This is a genomic window from Streptococcus hepaticus (assembly GCF_043656315.1).
GTDB classification, from domain to species: Bacteria; Bacillota; Bacilli; order Lactobacillales; family Streptococcaceae; genus Streptococcus; species Streptococcus hepaticus.
The window spans coordinates 1-4,451 of the sequence record NZ_JBINIY010000033.1 but is presented as its reverse complement, the minus strand read 5'-3'; the positions used below and the strand labels follow the sequence as shown (position 1 = coordinate 4,451).

At 39.0% G+C, this 4,451-nt stretch carries 1 protein-coding gene; it reads left to right on the top strand.

Annotated features, from left to right (window positions below; translation table 11 throughout):
* Positions 1-400 precede the first annotated feature (400 nt).
* Positions 401-4,451: MucBP domain-containing protein (locus tag ACHUFA_RS10900; protein WP_394406085.1), on the top strand; the 4,051-nt coding region annotated here is incomplete at its 3' end.

Sequence of the window (4,451 nt, the reverse complement as noted above, 5' to 3'; positions counted from 1 at the left end):
ATAGTTGTCAAATCATTTGCTAGAGTAGGTTAATTATGCTATAATATTTCTAAAGACATGTAGGAACTTGACGAGTATGATGAGTATGATGAGTATGACAAGATGTGAGATGTTAGACAGACAGACAGACAGACAGACAGACAGACAGACAGACAGACAGACAGACAGACAGACAGACAGACAGACAGACAGACAGACAGACAGACAGACAGGGGTAGTTTCTACCTTCTTTTCAGCATGCATCGCGATAAAAAGATACCATTTTTATAATTCCTTGTGGAGGGAGTGTAGTAAATGGTGTCTTTTTTGTATATTGAGGAGGTGAGAGATATGTTATGAAAGAGTATAGAATGAGTTATGTAATGTTGTTACTATTAAATAATAATTAGAGGAGGACTTTATGTCTAAAAACAAAAGAAAGAAATCAATGAATTGGTATGATTTACACCCTCGATTTTCGATTCGTAAGTACCACTTTGGCGCAGCCAGTGTATTACTAGGTGTTGCACTTGCTTTGACGGGAGGTGGGGAAGTATCAGCAACTACGACTGATACAAGCGCATCAACAACACCAAGTTCAGTGGTTGAAACACCAAGTTCAGTGGTTGAAACACCAAGTTCAGCTATGACTGATACAAGCGCATCAACAACACCAAGTTCAGTGGTTGAAACACCAAGTTCAACAACAGAGCCAACAACGCCTATGAGTGACGCCTCAACGGCTACGTCTACAAGTGAAACAACTTCATCGTCTGCGACTGAAGGAGTTACAACTACGACAACAGCTACAGAGCGTGTAGCGACAATTGAGTATACTGTTGAGTATCAAGATGAATCTGGAAAAGCTGTAGCATCTACTGTTAAATCAGTTGAAACAAAAACAACTGATAAAACTGCGATTGCAACTGTTACTGAAACAGCAACAGCACCTGCAGGTTATGAACTTGTTGCAAACGACATGACAACGTCTACTACAGGAGTTGTAGAAGGCGCTAATACGAAAGTTGTCTTCAAAGTTGTGAAAAAAGTAGCAGCAGATACAGCAAGTACAACAACATCATCTAGTACAACAGATGAACCAGCAACAACACCTGCTACCACTGTAGCAGAACCGACAACTGTAGCAGAAGCAAAAGTCATTCTTGAGCAAAACATTTCAGAAGCTCAAGTCTTGTCAGATAAGGCAAACCGACTTTACACGGCTTCACCAGAAGGCAATGAAGCCTTGAAAATAACAGCAGATGCTACAAAATTGGTTGTAACGGAAGCAACGGCAGTTTTTGAAAACTCAGTAGCGACACTTGCGCAAATAAACGCTCAAATCACTGCAGTTCGTACAAACGTAGAAGCTCTAGTCTTAGAATTGCGTAAGTATTATCCAGATGGTGAAATCACTGCAGTATTGAATACCGCTGCTGGAACTCCAGCTGAAACAACTATTGATGTTACTAACCCAAGATCTATTTACTATGCTCAGAATGGTGTTTGGGAGATTCCGGATCCAGCAAAAGCAGCCAATTCAGGGCTTCCTGTTGCTGATCAGCAAGCAACTATTACAGAGGCTGATAGGAACTATCCAGATGGCTACAATGGAGATCAAGAAGCTGACCGTGATACATTTCTTATTTTAAACCTTGATACGGTTGCTGGTTATGGCGATGGACAGAACTTTAATGATTGGGTCAATCATAATTACTACATAACATTTTCTGTGTCTACAAATGCTGCACAACGTGCATCTGAGGATGTTGTTTATGCTAAATTAGTTGAAAAAACCGACAATGGGAATAATGTTGTTAGAACTATTAAGTTAGCACCAGGAGTGGCAAACAACTTTGAAGAACTGAAAGAGTTAGAGGGAGATACCGCTCATAAAACCATCTACAGTTTCGTGTACAATGTTCAAACTGCAAATGGTGGAACAACAAGGACTATTACTATTAACAATAGCAATGGTACTAATAAGAATGCCTTCTTGTATAGTAAATTAGAACCGAAACGTGTTGGCGAAAGATTTACGACCGCTTCTGCAAGTGTAACAGGTTCAACAACACAGACCACTTCTTACTTTGTAAAAGAAAATGCTGATACTGGACGACCACGTGAATTATTGGCGAAGTATACTCAAGCTGGTGGACTGATTGGTGATAAATTTAGTATTGCTGGTGCCATCGACTTTGACAATTACGAGCTTATTAAGTCAGAGTTACCAAGCGTAACTTCGGGTGTTTTGGCATCTGATTATATTGTGGGAACTCAAACTCTTCAGTTGCAACCTAATAATAATGAAGTGCGTGTGGTAACAATTACAGGAGCTGATGGTTCAATCCAACAACAACTTTATATGTTGGATCCAAATAATCCAGATTGGGCAAAATTTTATAAGTCCAACATGAACAAAGCAACTCTTTCTGATTTGAAAGATTACTTTAAATTGATGTTTACTTCTGAGGTCCTTAAGCCAGGGACTTACAATACCAAAGAAGGAACATTTTCTGCGAAGTTCTATGAAGCGGATAAATTGGTACTTGAGAACACTATAGTCCAAGTGTTAGATGAAAATGGGAATGTTCTTGGTACCCTAAGTGATGACAAGTCTACTATTACGACAAATGCTGGAACAACAATTTCAGTAGCTAGTGCAACTGATTCGCTTGTAAAAGGAACTGATGAGACTGTCTATCTGCTTAACTATCTTAAAGTATATAAGACAGATACAAATGGTAATTATGTGGATGCTGATGGTAATGTTCTTGATCCGATTAAATGGCGTGTAACTCCTCCAAGTAATCCATTCGTTGAAGATGTATATGCAAAGGAAAGTTTCGATACAGATACTGTTACTATCGCTACAGGACCTTTGGATGCAAATTCATATCCTGAAGCAATTTGGTATTTCGGATATAATTATAAGACCGCTAACGGAGAAACACGTTTAGTTGATACAGGGGTCATTCCAGGAGCTACTGATAGTGCTCAATGGGATCTTGGTGGTAAAGAACTTGGTATGCGGAATAGCAACTCAAAAAATGAGCAACATGCTCGCTATTGGTATACTGAAAAAGGTGGTGTTGAGGTTTACTACATCACTTCGGACGGCAAGGTTCTTACTGACTTCACTACTTCTAATGGAAAAACTGTAGCAGACAAGGTAACGATAGTGGGTCACGGAGACACTGATTCAGCTTACGATACAACTTCAGTACGTTATCCAACTATTACAGCTGCAGACGGTACCCTATACTACTACAAAGAAATTGATACTACAGCAAAAAATCTCCACCCTGTTGTAGATGACAAGACGGATACAGACTATCGTTCAAATGAGAAAATTGATGGTGAAAAAGGAACAATTAAGACTGATACAGTCAAACAATTGACTTATGTTTACGAAAAAGCTGGTAATGTCAATGTACACTATGTAGATACAGACGGTAATGAATTGCAACCGTCAGTTGAAGATGTGACAAATGGTAAACCAGGTACTGGCTATGACACCGTTTTAGATAACAAGCAAAACGAAATCACAGTAAATGGTCTAGTTTACTATCTTGTTCCAGCAGGAGAATACAAAGTTGGTACAGTTGGTGATGAAAATAACCTGACTGTAGTTGGCAACGGAAAAGCAACTGGTATTGATGCTACTACGGGTACTGTAGATGCTGGCGTGACTAAAAATGTAACTTACGTTTACCAAAAAGGTGGCGATGTTATTGTCAATTATGTTGATCAAGATGGAAATCCAATTTCTGGTACAACAGATAAAGGTACAACAACTGAAAGTACCGTAACAGATACAAGCTATACTAAAGCTGGTACTGCCTACAATACAACTGATTTGAAACCAACAACTATCACAAGCACAGATGGAAAAGTGTACCAACTTGTTCCAGAAGCAACTAAAGGTAATGAAGATGGTAAAGTTGAGTCAGGTGTAACAAAAGAAGTTACTTACGTCTACAAAGAAGTCAAAGGTTCAGTTGTTGTAAATTACATCTCAACAACAGGTGAAGAAATACAAGCACAAGTAGTAGATACACCAGAATCTTCAACAGGTACAGAGTACGATACAACAGATGTGAAGCCAGAAACAATCACAACTAAAGACGGTCGCACATTCAAGTTGGTTCCTCAATTGACTCAAGGAACTGAAAAAGGTAAAGTTGTTCCAGGCGTAACAAAAGTCACTTATGTCTACGAAGAAGTCAAAGGTGATGTTGTCGTTAACTACGTAAATACTGATGGTGAAGTAATTGCTTCCCAAGTAGTAGATACAAAGACAACTTCAACAGGTACAGCTTACGACACAACTGACAACAAACCAGAGAAAATCGTTGAAGATGCGACTGGTGATGTATACTACTACAAAGAAGTTCAGGCTGGCTCAAACGAAAAAGGTAAGGTTGTAGAAGGTACAACAGAAGTTACTTATGTTTATGAAAAAGCTGGTA